Below are 20,416 nucleotides of genomic sequence, written 5' to 3' on the forward strand. Positions count from 1 at the left end.
AGGGAATGCGGGCCTCGGCCCTACGGCAATCGCTTGCTTACCGGGACTGCTGAGCCGGAACCCCACGGGAGATGGGCTCGTCCTCGACCGGCGAGCTCGCGGCGGCCACCGCGGCGCCGGTGAGCGTGGCGAGCATCTCGCGCACGTTCGTCAGCTGGGCGTTGATGCTGTCGCGACGGTTCGTCAGGGCGGCCAGCTCGCGCTCGGATTCCGAACGGATACGGTCGGCCTTGGCGTTCGCGTCGGCCACGATGTCCTCGGCCTGGCGCTGAGCCGTCTCCACCGTCTGACGGGCGCGGCGCTCGGCGTCCGTGCGCAGCTTCTCGGCCTCCAGCCGGAGCTGCTCCGCGCGGTGCTCGATCTCCGCGAGGCGCTTCTCGGCCTTCTGCTGACGCGACGCCAGGTCGCGCTCGGACTGCTCGCGGCGCTTGGCGAGGTTCGTCTCGAAGTCGGCGGCGGCCTGCGCGGCCTTGGCGCGGGTCTCCTCGAAGAGGGCGTCGGCCTCCTCGCGCTTCTGCTGGGCGTCCTTCTGGGCCTCGCCACGCAGCTGGGCGGAGTCGCTCTTGGCCTTCTCGACGATCCGGACGCCCTCGTCCTCCGCCTTGGACTTGCGCTCCGCAGCGAACGATTCTGCGTCGTTGCGGACCTGCTGAGCAGCGGACTCCGCGAGTTCGCGGTGCTGCTCGGCCGCGCGCCGGGCCTCCTCGCGCAGGTCCTTGGCCTCTTCCTCGGCGAGGCGGAGGATCTTCTCGACCCGCGCGCCGAGGCCGGCGTACGACGGCTCGGCGTCGCTTACCTGGGCCGCGGCGTTCTGCGTTTCGAGGTGGAGCTCCTCGATGCGCTTTTCAAGAGCAGTGATACGAGCCAGAGCGCTGTCACGGTCGGAGACGAGCTTCGAGATGCGTTCGTCCACCTGAGCGCGGTCGTACCCACGCCGCACAAGCTCGAAGCCGTAGGGGGAAGTGTCGCTCATGGGGTTCCTGTCGAATGAGACCGGTGAGGTGATAGGTGGAATCCTAGGGGCCGAAGCGGTGTGTCATCGAGCGGATGCGTGTTTGATCTGGAGAATGACACCCCTTTTGAGTGGCTAACCGTCCGACCGCTTGCCAAGGACCGGGTCAAAGGCCCCAGAACGCCCGAACCTCACAGCAGGTTCTTAACCTTCGCTAGCCTTCAACCGACTTGCCACCCGAACGAGTTGCGCCCGCGGTGGCTGTTGCCTTGACCCCGCCGTCCTTGGCCGCTGTCGGGGCCTCGAAAGACTCCAACGCTTCCAGGACGTCCTGGACACGGGAGATCTCGGCGTTGATGTCCTCGCGGCGGCGGACCAGCACGTCGAGTTCGCGCTTGCCCTCCTCGACCGTGCGGCGGGCCTCGCGGATCGCCTCGATCTTCAGCTCCTCGGCCTCACGGATCAGCGTGGCCTTCTTCTGCTCGGCCTCCTTGAGGAGACCCTCGGCCTTCTTCACGGCGGCGATACGGACCTTGCCCGCCTCGGAGTTGGCCTCCGAGACCAGCTCCTTGGCCTTCATCTGCGCCTTGCCGAGCTGCTCCTCCGCCGCCTTGATGAGCGCGTCGCAGCGGTCGCCGGCCGACTTCATCGTCTCGGCGGACTCACGGCGGGCCCGCTCGTGCAGGTTCTCGATCTCCGTGGTGATGCGGTCGCGCAGCTCCTCGGACCGCTCCCTTATGGCGGTGGCGTCCCGGCGCGCGCCGACCAGCAGCTCGTCCGCGTCCGTACGGGCCTGCTCCACCCGGGTGTTGCCCTCGACCGTGCCCTCGGCCACCAGCCGGTCGGCCTCGGTGCGGGCCGCGCCGACCATCGAGTCGGCCTGTGCCTCGGCGTCCGCGGTCGTCTTCTGCGCCTGCTGCTGGGCCTCGCTGAGCAGCTTGTCGGCCTCCGCCGCGGTCTCCGTGATGAGGGTGTCGACCTGCTCGGCCACGTCCGACCGGCGTTTGTTGGCCTCCTTGCGGGCCTCGTCCAGCGTCCGCTCGGACTCCTCGCGCGCCGCCGTGGTGACCCGCTCCGCCTCCGCCTCGGCGTCCGCCTTGAGCCGCGCGGCCTCGCTCCGGGTCCGCTCGGCGTGCAGCTGCGCGGCACCGACCGTCTCGGCGGCCTCGGCCCGCAGCCGCTCCGCGTCCCCGGTCGCGTCCGAGATCAGCTGCCCGGCCTTGGCCACGGCCTCCGAGCGCACCCGCTCCGCCTCGTTGATCGTCTCCGTCTGGAGCCGCTCCGCCTCCGCCGTCACCTCGGTGATGAGGGTGTCCGCCTGCGTCGCCGCGTCCGAACGGATGCGGTTGGCGTCCTCGCGGGCGTCCGCCCGGGCCCGCGCCGCGTCCTGGTCGGCCTGCGCGATCGCGTCCGCCGCCTCCGTGCGCGCCTGCTGGGAGTGCTCGGCGGCCTCCGAGCGCAGCCGCTCGGCCTCCGCGATGGCGTCCGAGACGGTGCGCTCCGCGAGGGCCTTGGCGGCGTCCGTCTCCTCGGCCGCCCGGCGCCGGACGCGGTTGGCGTCCTCGGTGGCCCGCTCCCGCTCGCTGTAGGCGTCGGCGCGGACCCGGTCCGCCTCCTCCTGCGCCTCGCGCCGGGTACGGTCCGCCACGTGCTCGGCGGCCGACCTGATCCCCTGGATGTCCTCCTGGGCCTGCTCGTGCAGCCCGGCGACGGACTCCCGTACCTGCTGCGCGTGCTGCTCGGCGCCCGACACCATCTCGGTGGCGCGCCGGTCGGCCTCCTCGACCAGCCGCAGCGCCTCGGACTGCGCCTCCTCCACGCGGTTGCGCGCCGACGCCAGCAGCTCCTCGCTCTGCTCGCGGGCCCGCTCGCGCTCCTGCCCGGCCTCCTCACGGGCCGACCCGAGCAGCTCCTCCGCCTCACGACGACGCCGTACGGCCTCCTCCTGGGCGGCGGCCAGCGTCTCCGAGGCCTCGATGGCGAGGCGCTCGGCGGCGGCCTGTGCCTCGGCGCGGACCCGGTCGGCGGTGTCCTGCGCCTCGGTCTTGAGCCGCTCGGCCTCCGCGGACGCCTCGGACCGCAAGCGTACGGCGATGGCCTCGCCCTCGGCGCGGGAGGCGGACGCGTCGCCGGCCGCCTCGTTGCGCAGCCGGTCGGCCTCCGCCTCGGCCTGCGCCTGGAGCGAGCGGATGCGGTCGGCGGCCTCGCCGCGCAGGCGCTCCGTCTCCTCGGCGGCCTCGCGGCGGATCCGCTCGGCCTCCTCGCGGGCGTCGGTGAGTGCCTGCTCGGCAGCGGCGAGCCGCTCCTCGGTCTCCGTGTGCAGCCGCGTCAGGCCCTCGGCGGCCTCCTCGCGGCGTGCCTCTATGGCCCGCTCGGTCTCGTCCCGCAGGTCGCGCGCCGCCTGTTCGGCGTTCGCCTTGATGCCCTCGGACTGCTCGATGACCTCCGAGCGGTGCCGCTCGGCCTCTTTGCGGGTCCGGTCGAGGGTCTCCTCGGCCTGCCGGCGCAGCGTGGTGGCGCGCTCGATGGCCTCGGTGCGGACCTTCTCGCTGTCCGTGGTGGCGGTCTGGCGCAGCTCGTCGGCGTCGGCCCGGGCCTTGGACAGCAGCTCCTCGGCGGTCCTGGCCGCCTCCTCGATCTGCTGGACGGCCTCGCGGCGGGCCTCGGCGCGGATGCGCTCGCCCTCGCCGACCGCGTCGGCGCGCAACTGCTCGGCCTCGCCGCGCAGCCGGCGCGCCTCCTCCTGGAGCTCGACCGTCTTGGCGCGGTACTCCTTGGTGTCGTCCTTCGCCGCGCCCTTGAGGCCCTCGGCGATGTCGTGCGCCTGGGCGCGCAGCCGGTCGGCCTCGGCCTCCGCCTCGGAGCGGATCCGCTCGGCCTCCTCGGTGGCGGCCTTCGTGGTGTTCTTCGCGTCCTCGGACGCCTTGTCGAGCACGTCCTCGGCGGTACGGGCGGCCTTGGCGAGCTGGGAGGCGGTCTCCTCGGCGGTGAGGCTGCGCGCGTTCTCCTCGGCCTCCGCGACGATCTTGTCGGCCTTGGCCTGGGCGTCGGCGACGATCTGATCGGCGTCCGCCTTGGTGGTCTCGGCCTCCTTGGTGGCCTCCGTGACCAGCCGGGCGACCTGCTCCTTCGCCGTCCGGGTGCGCTGCTCGTTGGCCGACTCGGCGCTCGCGAGCGCCTTGGCCGCGGCCTCCTTGGCCTCGGAGAGGACCTTCTCGGCCTCCAGGCGCGCCTCACGCAGTGAGGTCTCGGCCTCGGCCATGCGCGTCTCGGCGGCCCGGCTCAGCTCGGTGGCCTGGCGGCGGGCGGAGTCCGACTCGTTGACCGTGGAGCTGCGGAGCTGCTCGGCGTGGTCGGTGGCCTCCTGGGCCTGGCTGGACGCCGCGTTCAGCAGTCGCTCGGCGTCCGTGCGGGCGCGGCGCAGGAGTTGCTCGGCCTCGGCGCGGGCCGCCTCGGCGTCCATCTCCAGCCGCTGCCTGGCCTCGGCGGCGACCCGCTCGGCCTCGGCGCGGGCGGCGGCCAGCGCCTGCTCGGCCTCGGCGCGGGACTCGTCCACCAGCCGGCGGGCCTGGGTCTCGGAGCGGGCGCGCAACTGCTCGGCCCACGCCACGTTCTCGTTGACGTGCGACTCGACGGTCTGCCGGCGCTCGCCCAGCTCCTGGTCGAGCTGCTGGCGCCGGGTCACCGCCTCCTGGTGCAGCTCCGCCTGGAGGCGCGCGGCCTGCTCGGCGTGCTCCTGGAGGATGCGCTGGGTCTGCGCGCGGGCCTGGCTCAGCTCCCGCTCGGCGTCCTGCCGCAACTGGTCGGCCTGGACCTGGGCATTACGAAGCATCTGCTCGGCCTGATAGCCGATGTCACCGCCGTCGTAAGCCGGCCGGGACATGAGGGTGCGGCGCGCCTCGTGCAGCTTGGCGCGCAGCACCTCGACCTGGTAGCCGAGGTCCTCGGCATGCTGGATCGCCTTTTCCCGCTCGGTCTTCAGCCGCTCCATCTCGGCCTCGAACCGAGAGAGGTGGTCGACGTCAGCCGCCGGCTCTCGCTCCTGGCGTTCGTAGCCCCGCACTGCGCGGTCCCATCCGTCCCCTGGTCGCGGTTTACTCCAACGAGCTCCGTCCATCCACCGGACGGGGCTCCCGGGGAATGGTGTCAGATCAACGGCCGAGCACGGGCTGCTGCCCCGACGCTCGCCCCCCGAAACCGGACCCCGGCATGCGGTCGTCCTGGTTGCGAGCGACGACCGACCCCAACCCTACCGGCCCATATGTACGAGGGTCAGTGCTCAGGTGACTCAACAGCCGCCGAAGTGACCAGTTCTGTCAGTACGCCATGGCAATCCTTTGGATGCAGGAACGTGATCCGTGACCCCATGGAACCGATCCGGGGCTCGTCGTACAGAACGCGTACGCCCTTCCCCCGGATGTCGGCGGAGTCCGCGTCGACGTCCGCCGTACCGAAGGCGATGTGGTGGACCCCCTCCCCGTTCTTCGCCAGCCACTTTCCTACGGCGGAGTCCTCGCGGGTCGGCTCCAGGAGCTGGAGGTAGGAGGCGCCGCCGTCGTCCGTGTTGTTGATCTTCAACATGGCCTCGCGCACGCCCTGCTCCTCGTTGACCTCGGAGTGGAACACCTCGAAGCCGTACGTGGCCCGGTAGAACTCGACGGTCGTGTCGAGGTCGAAGCAGGCGATCCCGATGTGGTCGATTCGCGTCAGCATGTATGTAGTGCAGCGCTCACCGGATGGTTACGCAACGTGCGCGCGATCACACCGACGGCCCGATGACGGGGTGGTCTACCGCTCAGTACATTTCGAGTAAACCCTCGTTCACTCCTCAGCTGAAACACGCTGGAAGGGGATCGCACCTCATGTCTGGAACGAACAGCACGACCTCGGTGATCGTCTCGGGCGCCCGGACGCCCATGGGACGGTTGCTGGGCTCCCTGAAGTCCTTCTCCGGAGCCGATCTCGGCGGCTTCGCGATCAAGGCCGCCCTCGACCGTGCGGGTATCGGTGGCGACCAGGTGCAGTACGTGATCATGGGCCAGGTGCTCCAGGCCGGGGCAGGGCAGATCCCGGCACGCCAGGCCGCCGTCAAGGCGGGCATCCCCATGAGCGTCCCGGCGCTCACCATCAACAAGGTCTGTCTCTCCGGCCTCGACGCCATCGCGCTCGCCGACCAGCTCATCCGTGCAGGTGAGTTCGACGTGATCGTCGCGGGCGGCCAGGAGTCCATGACCAACGCCCCCCACCTGCTTCCCAAGTCCCGTGAGGGCTACAAGTACGGCGCGATCGAGATGCTCGACGCGATGGCCCACGACGGCCTGACCGACGCCTTCGAGAACATCGCCATGGGCGAGTCCACGGAGAAGCACAACACGCGCCTCGGCATCCTGCGCCCCGAGCAGGACGAGGTCGCAGCGCTCTCCCACCAGCGGGCCGCGGCCGCCCAGCAGAAGGGCGTCTTCGAGGCCGAGATCACCCCGGTCGAGATCCCGCAGCGCAAGGGCGACCCGGTCCTCTTCAGCAAGGACGAGGGCATCCGCGCGGAGACCACGGCCGAGTCGCTCGGCAAGCTGCGCCCCGCGTTCACGAAGGACGGCACGATCACCGCGGGCACCTCTTCCCAGATCTCGGACGGTGCGGCGGCCGTGGTCGTGATGAGCAAGACCAAGGCGCAGGAGCTGGGCCTGGAGTGGATCGCCGAGATCGGCGCGCACGGCAATGTGGCGGGACCCGACAACTCGCTCCAGTCGCAGCCGTCCAACGCGATCCTGCACGCCCTGAAGAAGGAGGGCCTGGAGGTCGAGAGCCTCGACCTGATCGAGATCAACGAGGCCTTCGCCGCCGTGGCGGTGCAGTCAATGAAGGACCTCGGGGTGTCCACGGAAAAGGTGAACGTCAACGGTGGGGCCATCGCCCTGGGCCACCCCATCGGAATGTCCGGCGCGCGCCTCGTCCTGCACCTGGCCCTGGAGCTCAAGCGGCGCGGCGGCGGGGTCGGCGCGGCGGCGCTGTGCGGCGGCGGCGGTCAGGGTGACGCACTGATCGTGCGGGTACCCAAGGCCTGAGCAGCAGTATCTCTCGGAACGGAACGGAGCTGTGATGGAGGACGTCGCCTCGCTGGTGGCCCATGCCAGGGAAGGCCGGCCACGAGCCGTGGCCCGGCTGATCTCCCTGGTGGAGGGGGCGTCCCCCCAGCTCAGGGAGGTCATGGCGGCCCTCGCACCGCTGACCGGCGGGGCCTACGTCGTGGGCCTCACCGGATCGCCGGGCGTCGGCAAGTCCACGTCCACGTCCGCGTTGGTCACGGCCTACCGCAAGCAGGGCAGACGGGTCGGCGTCCTGGCCGTCGACCCGTCCTCGCCGTTCTCGGGCGGCGCGCTCCTCGGCGACCGCGTCCGCATGTCCGACCACTCCTCCGACCCCGGCGTCTACATCCGCTCGATGGCCACCCGCGGCCACCTCGGCGGCCTCGCCTGGTCCGCCCCGCAGGCGATCCGCGTCCTCGACGCGGCGGGCTGCGACGTGATCCTGGTGGAGACGGTGGGGGTCGGCCAGTCGGAGGTGGAGATCGCCTCGCAGGCGGACACGAGCGTGGTGTTGTTGGCCCCCGGTATGGGCGACGGCATCCAGGCGGCGAAGGCCGGAATCCTGGAGATCGGCGATGTCTACGTCGTCAACAAGGCCGACCGCGACGGCGCGGACGCGACGGTCCGCGAGCTGAACCACATGCTGGGCCTGGGCGAGTCCCGCGCCCCCGGCGACTGGCGCCCCCCGATCGTCAAGACGGTCGCCTCCCGCGCGGAGGGCATCGACGAGGTGGTGGAAGCCCTGGAGAAGCACCGGGCGTGGATGGAGGAGCACGGGGTCCTCGCGGAGCGGCGGACGGCCCGCGCTGCCCGCGAGGTCGAGACGATCGCGGTGACGGCGTTGCGCGCCCGCATCGGCGACCTGCACGGGGACCGCCGGGTCGGCGCGCTCGCGGAGCGGGTCGTGGCGGGGGAGTTGGACGTGTACCGGGCGGCGGACGAGCTGATCGCGGGCATCACGGAGGGCTAAGTCGATGGCCGACGTCCTGGCGCGGCTGCTACGTTGACCCACATGTCGTTCCTCCTCGTGGCATAGGGCACGCCGAACACACCGGCGTCCCTTTCCCATGCCTCCAGTTGAGGAACCTCTCGCATGTCCGCGCCTTCTTCCACGCCGACTCCGGCGTGCCCTTCGTATGCCGCCGTGCTTCAAGTCCCGTACGCGCGCCGCACGTTCACCGCCGCCCTCGTCGGCAGGTTCTCCTACGGCACGGTCTCGCCGGCCGTGCTGCTCGCCGTCGTCCACTCCACCGGCTCGTACGCGGTGGCCGGCACGGTCATGGCCGTCTTCGGGGCCATGGCCGTCCTGCTGATGCCCTTCCGCTCGGCCCTGGTCGACCGCCACGGCCCGCGCCACGCCCTGCTGCCCATGGCGATGCTCTACGGCGCCCTCCTCTGCGTCCTCGCGGCGGCGACCTGGCGCCCCGGAACACCGGAGGTGGTGCTGGGCGCGGTGGCTGCGCTAACCGGTATGTGCGCGCCCCCACTTGGCCCCACGATGCGCTCCGTGTGGGCCGAACTGGTCGGTGACCGCGGCCTGTTGCAGCGCGCGTACAGCCTCGACGGTGTCGCCGAGGAACTCCTGTATGTCGTCGGCCCGTTGGTGGTCGGCGCGGTACTGGTCCTCGCCCCACCGGCCGCCGCGATCCTGCTCAGCGCGGCGCTGATCGGCGCGGGGACCCTCGCCTTCGTCACGTCACCCGCACTGGCCGGGGTACGCGTTCCGGCAGGCGCCGGGCGGGGGTTGAAGCTCTCCAGGGTCCGCGGGCTGCTTGGCCCCGTCGTCGTGGCCGCCGGGACGGGGCTCGCGTTGAGCGCCGCCTACCTGTCCGTGATGGCCTTCGCCGAGCAACGGGGGTACGGCGAGGGTGTCGTGCCCTGGGTACTGGCCGCGGTTTCGGCGGGCAGCGCGGTGGGGGGTCTGCTGAACGGTGCGGTGAACTGGCGTGCGGCCGCGCGGGCACGGCTGGCGTTGTCGGCGCTGGGGCTCGGGCTGGCGCTGGTCGCGGCGGGGTTCGCACCCGGGCTGTGGTCACTCACCGTGGCGGTGGGGTGTGCGGGGTTCTTCGTGGCACCGGCGTTGACCACTGCGTATCTGCTCGCGGACGAGGTGGCGGGGCCGGAGGCGCGGACTCAGGCGGGGGCATGGGTCAACATGGCGGTGAATGCCGGGAGTTCGGGTGGGTCTGTGGTGACGGGGCTGGTTCTTGGGCAGGTGCCGGTGGGGGTTTGTTTTGTGGTCGCCGGGGTGGTGGCGGGCGCTGTGGGGGCTGTGTCCTGTGTGCCGGTTCGTCGTGGCCGGCCGCGCCCACGCGGCGGAGCCGCATGGTGATACAGCCCCGCGTCCCTGAGAGAAGGGCGGTGTCGAGCACGGGATGTGAGCGGCACCGCTCTCACGGCGAGGTCGCGCACGATCCAGCCTGTCCGGCGCTTCACCGACGCAGGTCGGCCTTTCCGACACCGGCCGGCACTGTCAGCTCGTCCGGCGTCTGAGGAGGAGCCCCTTCAGGGCCGAAGCTGGGGTCTGGGGGCGGCAGCCCCCAGACGTCCCGCTCAGCCTAGGGACGACCTCGCTGGCCGCGCAGATGTTCCGCGATCGGCTTCAGCGTTTTGGAGAGTTCCGACAAGCCCTCGGGCGTCGCGAGGTCGATGAAGTGCCGCCGTACGGACGCCACATGATGCGGCGCGACCTTCTTCATCGTCTCCAGGCCGTGCTCGGTCAGCACCGCGTACAGCCCCCGGCGGTCCGACTCGCAGTTCTCACGCCGGACCAGATCCGCGTTCTCCATGCGCGTGATCTGATGCGAGAGGCGGCTCTTGGACTGGAGCGTGGCGGCCGCGAGGTCGCTCATCCGCAGCCGCTGGTCCTCCGCCTCGGAGAGATTCACCAGGATCTCGTAGTCGTTCATCGTCAGGCCGAACGGCTGAAGGTCCTTCTCGAGTTGGTACGTCAGCAGCCTGTTGACCTCCAGGTGGGTGCGCCAGGCGCACTGCTCCTCATCGGTCAGCCAGCGCGTGGCCGTCTCGGTCTCCATGAATGAAGTCTACCTAAAATGTTGAATAGCGAACTAGTGAGGGTGGCGTGACGGCGCGCACACGTTCGACGTCACACTCCGCAGACTACCGCTCACAGCCCGAAGCGACGCTGGAGGTCCCCCAGCTGTCCGGGAAGGCGCGGTGCGCCCGCTTGCTGTGCGGGGCCTGTGGGGGCCCCGCCCCCACCCGGTACCCCTGGCTCGTGCGGCACAACCCCGGTGGCCTGCTCGGCCATGAGGGTCTCCGACGACTGGAGCAGCACCGTGCCCGCCCCGACGAACTCGAACTGGTGCTCCTCCCCGGAGGCCCCGCCGATGCCTGTCATCGCACGTAGACCGCCCATCAGGCCGGTCATGTACGAGTGGTCGTAGTGATGGCACGGGGAAGGGCAGTCGGCCCAGCCGACGAGGGCCTGCGGGTCCACTCTGATCGGGGGTTCCATGAACACCACCGGGCCGTTCGACGCGGCCACGAACTTGCCCGTGCCGATCAGTGTCAGAAAACCGGGAACGATCGACTGCTTGAGCGCGAGAGTTGGCTGAAAAGCGAGCAGGTTGCCCGAGCGAATGGTCAGGTTGCCGTCTTCGAGGTCGTACGAATTGACGTCGAAGGCCCGGTCGGCGAGCAGCATCTTGCCCGAGCCCTCCGCCACGACCCAGTCGCTCGCGTGCAGAGGCGAATGGAAGGACGTACGGACAAGTCGGTCGAGTCGCCCGTGCCCGATGCCGTTGAACTCCATCGAGCCGTAGTAGGCGATCATCTTGCCCTTCTGCAGGAACCACTGGCTCCCCTTGAGCTCCACGCAGAAGGTGTACTTGTTGACGTTGTCGTCGACCGGCAGGGTCATCGGGTCGTAGACCGTGGGGCCGGACCCCGCGTACTGGCTCACAGCTTCTCCTCCGACGCCTGGACGTACACCGCGCCGTTGCCGCTCAGCTCCAGTTGGAACGCCTCGCCGGAGCCCCGGCCCACCATGTCGCGCCAACCGAGCGCCGTGGACAGCTTGTTGCGTACGTCGCCGTGGTGGGCGACGTAGGCCTGCGGGTCGACATGGACGGGTCTGCCGGGGGTGATCGGCACCTCGAAGACCCCGCCGTGGGCCATCACGGCGACCGCGCCCCGCCCCTGGAGGGTGGTCGTGAAGAGTCCCTGGCCGGTGACCTGGCCGCGGACCATGCCCATGACGCCGCCCTGCGAGCCCATGAACATCGTGCCCTGCTGGAGGGTGCCCTCGAAGGCGAGCAGACGGTCGGCCTCCACATAGAGGGTGTCGCCGGTGAGCTCGATGATCTGGATGTGGTGGCCGCCGTGACCGAACATCACGGTGCCGCTGCCCTCGACGGTCATCAGCGGTGTCGCCTCGTTCGCCACCCGGCGCCCGATCATCGACATCACGCCCCCCTGCCCGCCCTGGATGTTGGGGGTGAAGGAGACGTCTCCCTTGTAGGCGAGCATCGCGCCGCGCTGGCTGTACAGCCGCTGGCCCGGCAGGACCGTGGCCTGGATCATCTTCGAGTTGATCTCGGTGAAGGCCATGTCACACGTCCCCCGCGATCGTGTTCCGCTCGCTGGGCTGGACGTAGACGAGCCCGTCCCCCTCGAAGCGGATCTGGAAGGCCTCGCCGCCGCCCTCCCCGAAGAGCGTGCGGAAGGTCACACCGGACTGGAAGGACTGGTTCAGATTCCCCTGGTGCGCGATGTACGCGCCCGGGTCGACGGTCAGCGGGTACTGCCGGCTGACCCGCAGCACCACCGCCGGGCCGTCCGACATGATCGCCGCCTGGCCGTGCCCTTCGACGGTCGTCGTGAACAGTCCGTTGCCCTGCGAGGCGCCCCGCAGTCCGGTGAAGGTCGTGCCCGTGCGCAGCCCCGCGTCGGTCGCGAGCAGGTTGCTCGACTCGACGTAGAGCTTGTCGCCCTGGAGGCTCACGAGGTTGATCTCGGACGCCCGGTCCGCGAACCAGCAGGTCCCCTGCCCCCTCACCTCCATCACCGTCATCTGCTCACCGGTGAGCCGCCGGGTCACCATCCCCCGGATGCCCTCACCGCCGCCGCTCATCTTCTTGAAGGCCATCTGCCCGTCGTACGCGACCATCGAGCCGTTCTTCGCCTTCACGGCGTCCCCGGTCATGTCGACGGCGAGCACCTTGCTGCCCTGGAGTCGAAACATCGCCACCGTGCGAAGGTAACCGCAGGGGTGCCGTCGAGGACAGGGCCCGTGGGTGGAGAACGACCCTGACCTGCCCCCTAGGGAGTGTCGCGGGACGTGTCGGGGGACGCGCCCCGGAGTCGTATGACCGCCGTCCCCGCGCCCAGGTCGACCGTGGACCACGGCGGGTCCCCGTCCTCCTCGTCGTCCCGCATCACCAGCGCGCTCTGCCGTTCCTTCAGCTCGGTCTGCTTCCCCGGCGACAGGCTCGCGTGCAGCTGCTCGAAGCCGGTCGCGGAGATCTGGCCCTGCCGCCCCGCGTTCCGCCAGGGGAGCATTCCGGCGCGGCCGGCCTTCAGGAGCAGTTGGTCGAGGAAGGCGAGCGCGGTCAGCAGGACCACGAGCCCGGGCAGCGTCATGAAGAAAACGAACTGCACGGGCACTCCCGGGATGTCGGCGACGGACCTCGGTCTCGTCCCTCGGTCCTGACCCCCAGTCTTGGCGCGCTCAGCCGTTTGCCACAATGGGTGAACGTTTGTGCTCGCGTTCACAAACTGTGGACGTCTCCCTCACCGAAGGTGACCTGTGGACATCAAGACCGCCACCGCCATCCGCCGCCTCCGCCTGGTGTCGGCCCCCGAGGCCGTGTCCTTCCTCCTCCTGCTCGTCTGCTCGGTGCTGAAGCGGACCACGGACTTCAACGCGGTGCCCGTGATGGGCATGGTCCACGGCGTCCTCTTCATCCTCTACGTCCTCTTCTGGATCGACGCCTGGAACCGCACCAAGTGGGGCGCGAAGACGGCGGCCTTCTACTTCGTCCTCTCCGTGCTGCCCACCGGCGGCTTCTTCGCCGAGCGCAAGCTCAGGCGCGAGGCCGAGAACGCGCTCATCGCCTCCCGCGCCCGCCAGGAAGGGATCGTGAACGCATGATCGTCGCCTTCTCCGTGACCCCGCTCGGGGTCGGCGAGGACGTCGGGGAGTACGTCGCCGACGCCGTCCGCGTGGTCCGCGAATCCGGCCTGCCCAACCGCACCGACGCGATGTTCACCAGCATCGAGGGCGAGTGGGACGAGGTCATGGACGTCGTCAAGCGCGCCGTCGCCGCGGTCGAGGCCCGCGCCCCGCGCGTCTCCGTCGTCCTCAAGGCGGACATCCGCCCCGGCGTGACGGACGGCCTCACGTCGAAGGTGGAGACGGTCGAGCGGCACCTGGCGGAGTAGCGCGGGATTCGCCGACCGTCGGGGGAGGCGGAAGCGGAGGGGGAGTGGTCGGGGGAGCCAGGGGTGAAGACCCTGCGCCGCCGCCCTCGGTACGTCGGCCGGAGCCGACTCGTCGACCTGTCCGCCCCCGACGAGTCCCCAGCCGAGCCGGCGAACCACGTCGAGCGTCACCGCCCGTTCGCGCTGCGGATACGGCACCGCGGACGCGAGGTCGGTGACGCGAGGGCTTCCCCCCATTCGCGGCGAGCTTTCCGACGGACCGGTCGAGCCGCTCGGGTCCTTCCCGCTCGGCGGCGCGGGACAGCGCGGCCCCGCGTCCCCGTCGAGGAAGACCACGACCGGGCCGACCGGGGCCGGCGCGCTCGTGAGCTCGGCCGTGAACGCGTCGATCACTTCTTCACGGTGGCTCATAGCGAGCGCAAGGCCGGCATGATCGGCGCCAGCGCGTCCGCGATCACCACGTCGTCGCCGCGCGCCACGACCGACGCCACGAAGCGTGCAGTCGCCGCAGGCAAGGTCTCCCGCCCGACCGCCTCCGTCGCCTCGAACTCCTCGGCCACCGAGCGGAGTTGAGGCCGGGTCAGGATCTCCTCCTCACGGAAGTGATCCACCCGTGGGCCCGCACCGGCGAGCGACCGCGACGGCCCGGCGCACAGCGTCGGCTTCCGCGCGCCGGGAGCCGCTCCTCCAACTCCCCTCCGCCGCACCACGGTTGCTCACCCCACCCGCTCCACCGCCGCACTCAACCGCGCCACCACCCCCAGATCCGGCACCCGCCCCAACGCGGCGACGACCTGGCCGCTCGCGAACTCCCGTTGCTCCGCCGTCACCGTCGGGTCGATCGCGCACTCCGCCTGGACGTACACGTAGTTGAGGTCGGTGGCGAAGAGCATCGAGAAGGACTGCGGACCCTGTACGACGGCACGTCCCCCGGCGTTCCGATAGGCCCGCGCCACCCGCACGCCCGCCTCTACGTGCCCCTCGTTCCCGCCCGACCACACGAACAGGGCGCGGGCCAACTCCCGTTCCGCCGACACGGATCCGGCGTTGTCCCAGTCGAGGAGGACGGGACCGGACGGGCCGACCAGGACGTTCTGAGGTTGCAGATCGAGGTGGGAGGTCACCAGGTCGCCGGGACCGGACGGGGTCACCCAGTGCGCCAACTCCCGCGCGGAGGTGGCGATGAACCGGCCCAGCGCGTCCGCCCACGGCAGTCCCGCCCGCAGTACCTTCCCGTGCAGGTCCTCCCACTCGGCGTCCTGCGGGCACCGCTCGTACCAGGCGTCCGGCAGCTCGCTCTCGCCCTCTCCCGCCCGGTACAGCAGCGCCATGGTCCGCCCGAACCAGTCCAGGACATCCGGGTCGGACGCGTCCGCGCGAGTGCCCTCGATCCAGTCGTACACCTTGATGTGGGAGCCGGCGGAAGGGCCGGAACCAGAGGTGGAAGGGCGACCGGATGCGGAACCGGAGCCGGGGTCCAGACGGGAGACATGCGTCCCCTCCTTATCGGCCGTACTAGCCCTACTAGCCCTACTAGCCCTATTGGCCCTGTTGGGCATCAGCCGCGGCGACGCGATGCCCAGCCTCTCCGACGCCTCCCGTAACGCGGCCTCCCGGCGGACCTGGTTCTCGTCGCAGCCGAAGAGCAGTTCCTTGACGGCCCACGAGGAACCGTTGCCGGACAGCTTCCAGATCTGGCCCAGCGCGCCCCGGGTGACGGGCGTCAGCGTCCACGGTCCGGCGCCGAGCGCGTAGGTCTCGGCGATGAGATCGGCGGTGTCGTGCATGCGGGTGCCTCCCGGGACGCTGCTGAGGATCATGACCGGGGCATTCTCCCCGAGCCGCCCCCGCACCCCGTTCCACCGCCGGAGGCACTCCGTTCCACCGCCGGAGGCACCCCGTTCCGCCGCCGGAGGCAACCGCCCACCCACCTGGACGCACCCAGTTCGACACGCCCTCAAATCTCCACTTGTGTGTGGTTATCGGCCCGGTCGATCTTCGGAACCCAAGGGTTACGGCGGTCCCCGGGCGTCGATCACTCCTCAATCATTGGAGGGCGCTGTGCGGCCGGAGGGCTACGACTACGACACCTACAGCCGACTGGCCGGGCCGCTCACCGAGCCGTCCGGTGCGTCGTACCAGGTGCAGTACACCTCGCTCCTCTCGCGCGAGCCCCACCGAATACGCGCTGTCCTCCTGATGAGCCTCGCCCCGGTGCTCACCGCCGCCCTGCTCGTCTACCTCGTCTGGCCCACCCACTGGGTCGAGCGCGACGGCGGTCAGGAGTGGATGGTCGGGCTCGACATCGCGATGCTGATAGCCATCGGCCTCATCGAGCTGTTCATGGTCGTCAACGTCGCCTCCGTCGCCCACGCCACGCTGGTCGCCCGCGACCCGATCCCCGTCGTCCCCGAGGCCGGCACCCGCGTCGCCTTCCTCACGACGTACGTCCCGGGCAAGGAACCTCTGTCCATGGTCCGCGCGACGCTCGAAGGCGCGGTCAGGGTCACGCATACCGGCCCAGTCGACGTCTGGCTCCTCGACGAGGGGGACGACGAGCAAGCCAAGGCGCTGTGCGCCGAGTTGGGCGTACGGCACTTCACGCGGCACGGCGTCCCGGAGTGGAACCGTCCCAAGGGTGTCCACAAAGCCCGTACGAAGCACGGGAATTACAACGCCTGGATCGCGATGCACGGCGGCGACTACGAGTTCTTCGCCTCCGTAGACACCGACCACGTCCCGCTCCCCAACTTCCTTGAGCGGATGATGGGTTACTTCCGCGACCCGGACATCGCCTTCGTCGTGGGACCGCAGGTCTACGGGAACTACCACAACCCCGTGACCAAGGCCGCCGAGTCGCAGCAGTTCCTCTTCCACGCGCTGATCCAGCGCGCCGGCAACCGCTACCGCGCCCCCATGTTCGTCGGCACCAACAACGTCGTACGGATGGCCGCCGTCAAGCAGATCGGCGGGCTCTACGACTCCATCACGGAGGACATGGCCACCGGCTTCGAACTCCACCGGCACCGCAACCCGTTGACCCGCACGCACTGGCGGTCCGTCTACACCCCGGACGTGCTCGCGGTGGGGGAGGGGCCGGCCTCCTGGACCGACTTCTTCACCCAGCAGATGCGGTGGTCGCGCGGGACGTACGAGACGCTGATCAAGCAGTACTGGAAGGCGCCGTTCACGATGCCTCCGGGGCGGCTGTTCTCGTACACGATGATGCTCGTCTACTACCCGATGACGGCGGTCAACTGGCTTCTGGGCATCATGAGTTGCTTCCTGTTCCTGTGGTTCGGGGCGTCCGGCACGCAGGTCGCCGCCTCGGTGTGGCTGATGCTCTACAGCGATGCTGCGGCCCTCCAGATCGGGCTGTATCTGTGGAACCGGCGGCACAACGTCTCCCCGCACGAACCGGAGGGATCCGGCGGTCTCGCGGGCATGGCGATGTCCGCGCTCTCCGCGCCGATCTACCTCAAGTCCTTCGGTGAGGCGCTGATCCGGCGGCCCAGCCGGTTCGTCGTCACCCCCAAGGGCGGCGACGCCAGCCCGGACCGGGTGATGACCTTCCGGATCCATCTCTTCTGGGCGATCCTCCTGGCGACCTCGCTGGCCGCCTCGGTGATCCTCGACCACACCCACGCGGCCATGCGCACCTGGGCGGTCCTCGCGATGGTCATCTCCCTTGCCCCGCTGGGGGTTTGGGTCGGCTCGCTGCTCAAGGAGCGCCGGGAGCGGCACGCGCTGCTCGGTGGCGCGCGCACCGTCGACACCGCCGAGCCCGCGCTCGCCGGCACCGGGGCCGGTCCGTCCGTCTCCAGCACCACGACAGGGGGTAGCTAGACCATGGCGTACCAGCCGTCCCAGAAAACCAGGAAGACCGTCCTCGGCATCGGCGGCATCGCCGTCCTGGCCGGTCTCAACGCCCCGGCCGCCCTCGACTTCGCCGGTGAGCAGTACCACGAGTACAAGATCACGCGCCCCGGCTACATGGCCAAGTACGGCTCCTGGGACCAGATCGACATCCCGAAGGAGTACCGCACCAACGCCATCCACGCCTCGCTGCTGCACACCGGCAAGGTGCTGATCGTGGCCGGATCGGGCAACGAGCAGAAGAAGTTCAACGCCGGTTCCTTCGACACCGTCCTGTGGGACCCGAAGGCCAACACCTTCAAGAAGATCCCCACCCCGGTCGACTTCTTCTGCGGCGGGCACAGTCAACTCCCCAGCGGCAACCTGCTGGTGGCGGGCGGCACCGCCCGCTACGAACTCCTCGACGGCGAGGTCAAGCGGGCCGGCGGCGGTATGCGCGTGAAGAACGAGAACCCCAACAAGCCGATGTTCCTCAAGAAGGGCACCGTCTTCCGCTCACCGGCAGGCGTCGACTACGTCACCAGGTTCGACGTCACCGTCCCCAAGGCCAAGCGCGAGTTCAAGGTGACGTACAACGCCCGTGGTGTGATGCAGCCTTGGCAGACCAAGGTCACCGCGAGCGAGGTCCGGGTCTTCGTCGAGGCCACCGAGGCGGGCCCGATGTCGGTCACCGAGAAGCAGGCGCAGTACGACGTCGTCGGCCTCAAGGGCATCGACGCGAACAACACGTACGGCCTCTCCGAGAAGATCACCCTGGACAAGCAGGACTACCAAGGCATCCGCGCCGCCTACGAGTTCGACCCGAAGGCCGAGCGGTACATCCCCGTCGACCCGATGGACAAGGCCCGCTGGTACCCGACCCTCGTCGGCCTCGACGACGGCCGTGTCCTCGCCGTCTCCGGGCTCGACGACGTCGGCGTCATCGACCAGGGCGACAACGAGATCTACGACCCGAAGACCAAGAAGTGGACCCCGGGTCCCAAGCGCTACTTCCCCACCTACCCGGCCCTGTTCCTCACCAAGGGCGGCAAGCTCTTCTACCCGGCCTCGAACGCCGGCTACGGACCCGCCAACAAGGGCCGAGAGCCCGGCCTTTGGGACCTTAAGACCAACAAGTTCACCAAGGTCGCCGGCCTGCGCGACCCGGAGGAGACGGAGACCTCCTCCTCCCTCCTTCTCCCGCCCGCGCAGGACCAGAAGGTGATGATCCTCGGCGGCGGAGGCGTCGGCGAGTCCAAGAAGTCGACCCCGCGCACGGCGGTCGTCGACCTCAAGCAGGACAGCCCCGTCTTCAAGGACGGCCCCGATCTCCCGCAGGGCACGCGGTACTTGAACAGCGTGATCATGCCGGACGACTCGGTCTTCACCACCAACGGCTCCTCGGACTACCGCGGCCGCAGCGCGAGCAACATCTTCAAGGCGCAGTTCTACGACCCGAAGGGCAACGCCTTCCGTGCGGCCGCCGCCCCGATGGTCGGCCGCAACTACCACTCCGAGGCACTGCTGTTGCCCGACGGCAGGGTCGTCACCTTCGGCTCCGACCCGCTCTTCGACGACCAGGCCAACACCAAACTGGGCCACTTCGAGCAGCGCATGGAGATCTTCACCCCGCCCGCGCTGCACAAGAACGGCGGCAACAGGCCCGTACTCCAGGACGGTCCGGAGACCCTGGACCGCCATCACCGGGCGACCTTCCGCACCGACCACCCCGACCGGGTCGTCAAGGCCCGTCTGATGCGCCCGAGTTCGGTCACGCACACGACGGACGTCGAGCAGCGCTCCATCGAGCTCGGCCTCGTCAAGGACGGCAAGTCGGTGACGGTGGACGTACCGAACGACCGGGCGCTGGTGCCGCCCGGCTGGTACATGCTGTTCGTGACGGACGCGGACGGCACGCCGTCGGAGGCCAAGTGGCTCCAGGTGCAGTGAAGTTGACCCTGCTGAACTGAACTGCTCTGCTACGCCTTGGAGTTGCGAGCCAGCTCCAGGGCGTACTCCGGCCACCACTGCCCGGCGTCCGGCCCGCCCTCACACGTGCCGTCCGAGGCCCCGGGCCGCTTGATCCACAAGTAGGCGTCCAGGGCGGCCTCTCCGGTGTCGGTGGTCGGGCGGGTGCCCAGTCCCCGGCCCGGCGGGTTGCACCAGGCGCCGGGCAGCGGTCCGTTGCCGTTCCGACTGCTGTCGACGACGAAGTGCTTGCCGCCGAGGTCCCGGGACAGCTGGACGCCGTACTTCTTCGTCACCGCGTCCGTCTGGAAGTTGGACACGTTGAGCGAGAACCCGTCGGCCTCCTCGACACCGGCCCGCTTCAGGGGCTCGACGAGCTTCCAAGGGTCCTGGATCCAGGCCGGGTTGCCCGCGTCGAGGTACACCTTCGTACCGGACTGCTGCTTCAGCCGGACGACCGCCTCGCTCAGCAACTGCTCGCGCTCGCCCTGGTATTCGCCCGGGGTGCACCCGTCCACCATGTGCGCGACGGCATCGGGTTCGAGCACGACGAGCGCCTTGGAGTCACCCAGGGCCTCGGCGAACTTCCCGATCCAGGCCCGGTAGGCGTCCGCGTCCGCCGCCCCGCCGGCCGAGTGCTGACCGCAGTCCCGGTGCGGAATGTCGTACGCCACGAAGAGCGCGGTGCGCCCCTCCTGGTGCGCGGCCGCGGTCGCCGCCCTGATCACCGGGCCGGGGTCGAGCTCCCCGGCCGGCCACAGCGCGGCCGGCTCCTCGGCGATCCGCTTGAGCAGCGCGGCGTCCTGTGTACGTCCCTCCCGTTCCCACATCTGGATCTGCTCGGCCGCCGGACTCGACGGGTCGACCCAGAAGGACGTGGCGTGTGCGGGGTCCTTGGACCGGGCACCGGCGACGGAGGCCTCGTCGACGTCGGACGCGGACGAACAGCCCGCCACGAGCCCGAACACCGAGAGCACCGCGAACGTTCGGATCAGCCGGGACATGCCACTCCCTTGCGCGAGGGGACATTAAGTGATGATTCGTCAGCAATTGTGAACGATCGGTCACTGCGCCGGGGCCTGGCGCGCCGGGCGGGCGGGGGGTGAGGTGAGGGGCGGATTGCCGGTGGTGTTCTTTCGTGCATCAGGTC

Annotated in this window: 18 protein-coding genes; 7 read left to right on the top strand and 11 right to left on the bottom strand. The window is 70.0% G+C overall.

The genetic code is table 11. The annotated features are described in order from the left end of the window. Nucleotides 1–37: 37 nt before the first annotated feature. The 3 genes from JHN63_RS12920 to mce all read right to left on the bottom strand — a co-directional run bounded on the left by JHN63_RS12920 (nt 38) and on the right by mce (nt 5,665). Nucleotides 38–973, bottom strand: coding sequence for a cellulose-binding protein (locus JHN63_RS12920; protein ID WP_033285426.1), 936 nt, complete (start codon nt 971–973; stop codon nt 38–40). 193 nt (nt 974–1,166) lie between these two features. Continuing rightward, on the bottom strand, nt 1,167–5,015 hold the full coding sequence (gene scy / locus JHN63_RS12925; RefSeq protein WP_200679813.1) for a polarized growth protein Scy: 3,849 nt from the start codon (nt 5,013–5,015) through the stop codon (nt 1,167–1,169). Between the two features lie 209 nt (nt 5,016–5,224). Then, nucleotides 5,225–5,665, bottom strand: a complete 441-nt coding sequence (mce, locus tag JHN63_RS12930) for a methylmalonyl-CoA epimerase (protein ID WP_200679821.1) — start codon at nt 5,663–5,665, stop codon at nt 5,225–5,227. 149 nt (nt 5,666–5,814) lie between these two features. Here mce and JHN63_RS12935 point away from each other — a divergent pair, with 149 nt between their 5' ends. The 3 genes from JHN63_RS12935 to JHN63_RS12945 all read left to right on the top strand — a co-directional run bounded on the left by JHN63_RS12935 (nt 5,815) and on the right by JHN63_RS12945 (nt 9,370). Next, nucleotides 5,815–7,017 carry an acetyl-CoA C-acetyltransferase gene (locus tag JHN63_RS12935; protein WP_200679823.1) on the top strand — a complete coding sequence of 401 codons (1,203 nt, stop codon included), beginning with the start codon at nt 5,815–5,817 and terminating at the stop codon, nt 7,015–7,017. A gap of 34 nt (nt 7,018–7,051) precedes the next feature. Next, on the top strand, nt 7,052–8,008 hold the full coding sequence (gene meaB, locus JHN63_RS12940) for a methylmalonyl Co-A mutase-associated GTPase MeaB (RefSeq protein WP_200679825.1): 957 nt from the start codon (nt 7,052–7,054) through the stop codon (nt 8,006–8,008). A 123-nt stretch (nt 8,009–8,131) separates the two neighbouring features. Next, entirely contained in the window at nt 8,132–9,370 is a 1,239-nt protein-coding gene (locus JHN63_RS12945; RefSeq protein WP_200679827.1) for an MFS transporter, read from the top strand. Between the two features lie 226 nt (nt 9,371–9,596). Here JHN63_RS12945 and JHN63_RS12950 read toward each other — a convergent pair whose 3' ends face one another. The 5 genes from JHN63_RS12950 to JHN63_RS12970 form a co-directional block, all read right to left on the bottom strand. Next, nucleotides 9,597–10,073, bottom strand: coding sequence for a MarR family winged helix-turn-helix transcriptional regulator (locus tag JHN63_RS12950; RefSeq protein ID WP_200679836.1), 477 nt, complete (start codon nt 10,071–10,073; stop codon nt 9,597–9,599). Between the two features lie 92 nt (nt 10,074–10,165). Further along, complete coding sequence (locus JHN63_RS12955; RefSeq protein ID WP_200679845.1) at nt 10,166–10,963, bottom strand: AIM24 family protein; 798 nt, start codon at nt 10,961–10,963, stop codon at nt 10,166–10,168. After that, nucleotides 10,960–11,610 (bottom strand): AIM24 family protein, encoded by a 651-nt coding sequence (locus tag JHN63_RS12960; protein WP_200679854.1) that lies wholly within the window; start codon nt 11,608–11,610, stop codon nt 10,960–10,962. Before JHN63_RS12960 ends, JHN63_RS12955 begins: the two co-directional genes overlap by 4 nt. A gap of 1 nt (nt 11,611) precedes the next feature. Beyond that, nucleotides 11,612–12,244, bottom strand: a complete 633-nt coding sequence (locus JHN63_RS12965) for an AIM24 family protein (RefSeq protein ID WP_200679870.1) — start codon at nt 12,242–12,244, stop codon at nt 11,612–11,614. A gap of 77 nt (nt 12,245–12,321) precedes the next feature. Further along, nucleotides 12,322–12,660, bottom strand: coding sequence for a DUF6191 domain-containing protein (locus JHN63_RS12970; RefSeq protein ID WP_200679856.1), 339 nt, complete (start codon nt 12,658–12,660; stop codon nt 12,322–12,324). A 148-nt stretch (nt 12,661–12,808) separates the two neighbouring features. Here JHN63_RS12970 and JHN63_RS12975 point away from each other — a divergent pair, with 148 nt between their 5' ends. After that, entirely contained in the window at nt 12,809–13,153 is a 345-nt protein-coding gene (locus JHN63_RS12975) for a DUF3817 domain-containing protein (RefSeq protein WP_200679858.1), read from the top strand. Continuing rightward, complete coding sequence (locus JHN63_RS12980; RefSeq protein ID WP_019060761.1) at nt 13,150–13,443, top strand: MTH1187 family thiamine-binding protein; 294 nt, start codon at nt 13,150–13,152, stop codon at nt 13,441–13,443. Before JHN63_RS12975 ends, JHN63_RS12980 begins: the two co-directional genes overlap by 4 nt. Before the next feature lie 407 nt (nt 13,444–13,850). Here the strand turns inward: JHN63_RS12980 and JHN63_RS12985 are convergent, their stop codons facing one another. Continuing rightward, nucleotides 13,851–14,054 (bottom strand): hypothetical protein, encoded by a 204-nt coding sequence (locus JHN63_RS12985; protein ID WP_200679860.1) that lies wholly within the window; start codon nt 14,052–14,054, stop codon nt 13,851–13,853. 105 nt (nt 14,055–14,159) lie between these two features. Then, on the bottom strand, nt 14,160–15,230 hold the full coding sequence (locus tag JHN63_RS12990; protein WP_200679872.1) for a phosphotransferase: 1,071 nt from the start codon (nt 15,228–15,230) through the stop codon (nt 14,160–14,162). 274 nt (nt 15,231–15,504) lie between these two features. On the opposite strand from JHN63_RS12990, the gene JHN63_RS12995 reads away from it, so the two are divergent. Together JHN63_RS12995 and JHN63_RS13000 are read left to right on the top strand one after the other, a co-directional pair. Further along, nucleotides 15,505–17,289, top strand: a complete 1,785-nt coding sequence (locus JHN63_RS12995; protein WP_200679862.1) for a glycosyltransferase family 2 protein — start codon at nt 15,505–15,507, stop codon at nt 17,287–17,289. A 3-nt stretch (nt 17,290–17,292) separates the two neighbouring features. Then, nucleotides 17,293–19,248: a kelch motif-containing protein gene (locus JHN63_RS13000; RefSeq protein ID WP_200679864.1), complete on the top strand. Its 1,956-nt coding sequence runs from the start codon at nt 17,293–17,295 to the stop codon at nt 19,246–19,248. Nucleotides 19,249–19,277: 29 nt separating this feature from the next. Here JHN63_RS13000 and JHN63_RS13005 read toward each other — a convergent pair whose 3' ends face one another. Further along, on the bottom strand, nt 19,278–20,270 hold the full coding sequence (locus tag JHN63_RS13005; protein ID WP_200679866.1) for a glycoside hydrolase family 6 protein: 993 nt from the start codon (nt 20,268–20,270) through the stop codon (nt 19,278–19,280). Between the last annotated feature and the right edge of the window lie 146 nt (nt 20,271–20,416).

This window comes from Streptomyces sp. MBT65 (assembly GCF_016612545.1).
In the GTDB taxonomy this organism is placed as follows: domain Bacteria; phylum Actinomycetota; class Actinomycetes; order Streptomycetales; family Streptomycetaceae; genus Streptomyces.